This is a genomic window from Candidatus Planktophila sp. (assembly GCF_046070465.1).
Classification (GTDB): domain Bacteria; phylum Actinomycetota; class Actinomycetes; order Nanopelagicales; family Nanopelagicaceae; genus Planktophila.
In genome coordinates, this window is sequence record NZ_JBJTMK010000015.1 from 1 (window position 1) to 3,578 (window position 3,578).

The window sequence follows — 3,578 nt, forward strand, 5'->3', positions numbered from 1 at the left end:
GGAGCCGCAAGTAAAGTAAATTTGTTAAATGGTGCCCAGGCATGCAATATCTTCTGGCAGGTTGGTACAACTTCAACTTTGGGTGCAGCGAGTGATTTCAAAGGTAATTTGCTCAGCAAAGGAGCATTCGTAAGTTCAGCAGGCTCCACAGTGACTGGAAGAGTGTTAGTGACTCAAGGTTCTGCATCTCTCAATGCAACCCAAATTATTAAGCCCTCTTGTAAAGTGGTAAAGCCAGCACCAACTAACAATTTTGGAACTGGTGGTGGCTCATACACATCACAGTACGGAAAGGCTTCCTATAACTTCCTTATCCGAGGCACCGAGAGCGGAACTGGGATCTTTACCAACATCACTGGTAAAGCAAGTTGGTCTATTTCACGTGCATGGAATTTCTCTGGTACACCAACTGCTTATACCTATGTAAATGGCGTTGGAAACATTACCGGTACCGGCACATTGCAGTACTACGCAAATCCAAAGAAGGACCATGACAAGCGATGGCTTAATGCAGCGACTGGCCCTGTTGCCTTCACCATCAAGTACACACGTGTCACCAATGGAGATGGTTCGCTCGGCAGAGTGAGCACCTTCGCAATTGGATTCACAGGTACACCTGTGGCAGGAGTTCCGTCCCTTCCTGCACTCGGTGCACTTGTGATGGTTAAAGGTGGCGACGATAAGTCTGATGACTAATTTATACGGCGGCGCACCGCAGGTGGGAGTCTTCGATTCATTTGGAGGCTCCCACCTCCTTTTTCGCTTAAGCTCCTGGCATGAAAATCACAGGTTGGCTCAAAAGTGAAAAACACCGCCAACTAGTCGAACGCTGGTGGATAGTCATAGTTCTGGCGTGGGATATCTTCAAGACAATCGTGGTCGATGAGACATTCGCCAAGTACGGTGTCAATCCTTATATCTACTTTGTAATCGTGGTCGTGATAGCTGTTCCGTATGCAAAATCAACAGCCAAGATGCTCTTTGCCATTCTTGCTAATCACTGGAGCAACGCATTTAAATTTGGGCTTATTGCGGTAGTTCTGCATTTTGTGCCTGACATTTACATATTGGTAACTGCCAAGCATGTGCCGCGATCGCTCTTCGATAGCTTTTTGGTGGCAATTGTGATTTTCACTGTATTTGCAGTACACGGAATTGTTTCGCACATTCGAGCAGAGAAGAAGAACTAAACCTTTTTCCGATAGCCAGTCGGACATTTTCCTGCGCTGACTTTCTTGGTGACTTTACCTTTTACGCAGGTGATTTGCTTTACGACATTTGGCTTTTTAGTGAGTACAGGAGCAGGAGCTGCTGACTCTTTCGTTCCAGTCAATATAACTCGAATCGTTGGATTTGAGTAGGTGAAGTTATAGGCTCCAAGTGAGAGCCAGCCATTTCGTTCATTGACGACTGTGGTGGCAACATTGTTTGTACCTGACTCTGAGGTCACAGAGACTGTTGCGTTAATGGGAGCATTTGTAAATCCATAAATACAGCGGGCTACCTTGGAGCTCATCACCAAGTCGTACGTGCCGCGAAAAATAGTGGTGCCATCAGGTTCAAAGTGTGTAGCAGCAACCTTGTAATCCAATGATCCAGTGCTCTTATCAAAGAGGGGTGGGCCATCAAGGTACTCAGAGGCGTTGGTCGTCACGATGCCAGCGAGAGCATCAGTCTGATTGAGACACTTCTGAATCTGATCGGAAACTTCATAACTGCTCATTGTTTGAATCGACCAGATAGTTGGCATCGCCTGAGCTTTATCTCCGAGTGTAGGTAACCATGCTAGGAATTCATTGAGAGTCTCCAAGGTGTGACCTTGATTGCCATCTCGCAAGAGAACAATCTCTGAAAGCGGCTTTGATTTATTCTCATTGCCAAAGAGTGGTGAACCGTAATTTTCTTTTCCGGTATAGAAATCCTTAATGCTTTGAGCAGCAGTATCGTTATTGACCCAAGCAGCGCTTACGGGAATCTTAATTGGTTCGGCTGAAACCTTGATTGTGGTTCCGCCAGCAGAGTTCTTTGAGACTTCGACTTGAGGTGCTTTTACTCGACCGTGGAGCCAGCCAGTAACTTTCCGCGATAAATCAATAGTCATCCCAAAATGCATTCCTAGCGGAAGTGCATATTTCAAGGCACACTGTGTTGGAGATGCTGCAGCACATGTTGATGGAAAGTTTCCATTTTCATTTCCGATATTGCTAAAGCCCTTTGAATACAAAGCCGGCGTTGTACTCACTCCCCCATAGCTGTATTTCCCATCAATAATCTTTACTGCAGAGATTGATACGTTGAAACCCTGCATCTGAATCTCACTCTGGCCCTCCCAACGTGCTCCAGTCATCGTTGGTTTGATCAAATAAGCATCTCCCCCGGCATGTTGTGCGCCCGGAATATGTATCAGGGTTGATCCACCACCGGTAGGAACTTTGATTGATGTGCTGCCTTTAAAGAATTGTGGATTGCCTTTCGGAAATTCTCCTTCGACTGTGAATGCCAATGGCTTGTTATTAGCATCAGTAATTGTGATATCCCTGATGCAATCAATCGCTATCTCACCGGAACACATCTGTAAATCTGCCGAGAAAGTAAATTCTGATCCAGCGCATTTCGAATCAAGTACATCCGTGCAAGAAATTACTTTGGTCGCCTGCCCCGAAGAATCTCTAGTGACAGCGAGTGCATACGAAGGCATGCGAGTGATGCCGGTTAAATCATTGTGATAATAACCTTGAATATTTCTATACCCTGGCGCCCAAGGCGGAAGATACTGTTCATCTGATAAAGGTTGATAGCCAGCGCAGGCATACATATCTGGTTGGCAGTAAGTCATGATCGGCTTGGATTCATCCAGCCAGTTGTTCTGAGTGGTCGGATTCTGCTGAGTATCAGCGGTTCCGGGAGCAATCGGAATACACACCATTGCAAGGGCAAGAACGAGTAACGCAGCCTTTGGATACTTGACCATCTCTGACTCCCACCCCGTTGACTCGGCCAGGATGGCAGGGAGAACAGGACTATGTAACTCCTTTACCGGAGTGAGGGCCACTTTTTATGCAGGTAATCACCTATTAATGGATTGGTGCCCCCGGTCGGACTCGAACCGACACTGGAAGGATTTTAAGTCCTCTGTCTCTGCCATTGGACTACGGGGGCCAATGCCCGCGAAGTCTACTAGTTCAGAAAGGGTGCAATTTAACGCCTGGCAGCGCTCTTAATTACTGAATCGAGCATCTTCTCAGTCAACTTTCCAGTGAAAGTGTTCTGTTGACTTGGGTGATAACAACCCAATACGAATCGCTTCACTCCGTCTGTGCCAACAAATGAATACTTCTCACCATGACCGAACTTTGGTTTTGGTGAAGGCACTCCGCAGCCCAAATCTTTAAGGGTGCGGTAGATAGATTCCCAGGCAAGTGATCCGAGCGCTAAAAAGGTTTGAGCTGTTGGTAATAGTAGATAGATTTCGTTTTCAAAGAACGCGCTGCAAGTGGCTTTCTCTTCAGTTGATGGTTTGTTATCCGGTGGCGCACAACGGACTGCGCAGAGAATTCTGGTTTCGATAAGCTCTTGAC

The 3,578-nt window shown here is 46.6% G+C and carries 4 protein-coding genes and 1 tRNA gene; 2 read left to right on the plus strand and 3 right to left on the minus strand.

Features of this window, described 5'->3' with window-relative positions; translation table 11 throughout:
• The coding region (locus ACKOVI_RS00690) for an ice-binding family protein (RefSeq protein ID WP_509601836.1) at nucleotides 1-696 on the plus strand (696 nt) is incomplete at its 5' end.
• An 80-nt stretch (nucleotides 697-776) separates the two neighbouring features.
• Nucleotides 777-1,190 (plus strand): hypothetical protein, encoded by a 414-nt coding sequence (locus tag ACKOVI_RS00695; protein ID WP_509601838.1) that lies wholly within the window; start codon nucleotides 777-779, stop codon nucleotides 1,188-1,190.
• On the opposite strand, the gene ACKOVI_RS00700 is transcribed toward ACKOVI_RS00695, so the two are convergent.
• The 3 genes from ACKOVI_RS00700 to ACKOVI_RS00710 all read right to left on the minus strand — a co-directional run.
• The gene (locus ACKOVI_RS00700) at nucleotides 1,187-2,971 is read right to left on the minus strand and encodes a hypothetical protein (protein WP_509601840.1); all 1,785 of its coding nucleotides are present in this window, start codon (nucleotides 2,969-2,971) and stop codon (nucleotides 1,187-1,189) included. The genes ACKOVI_RS00695 and ACKOVI_RS00700 overlap by 4 nt on opposite strands.
• A gap of 112 nt (nucleotides 2,972-3,083) precedes the next feature.
• Nucleotides 3,084-3,159: transfer RNA gene (locus tag ACKOVI_RS00705), tRNA-Leu, on the minus strand.
• A gap of 39 nt (nucleotides 3,160-3,198) precedes the next feature.
• The coding region (locus tag ACKOVI_RS00710) for a uracil-DNA glycosylase family protein (protein WP_509601842.1) at nucleotides 3,199-3,578 on the minus strand (380 nt) is incomplete at its 5' end.

What these genes read in the sequence shown, in the direction of transcription:
- ACKOVI_RS00695 (WP_509601838.1), top strand. Translation starts at nt 777, where the DNA reads ATGAAAATCACAGGTTGGCTCAAAAGTGAAAAACACCGCCAACTAGTC.
- ACKOVI_RS00700 (WP_509601840.1), bottom strand. Translation starts at nt 2,971, where the DNA reads ATGGTCAAGTATCCAAAGGCTGCGTTACTCGTTCTTGCCCTTGCAATG.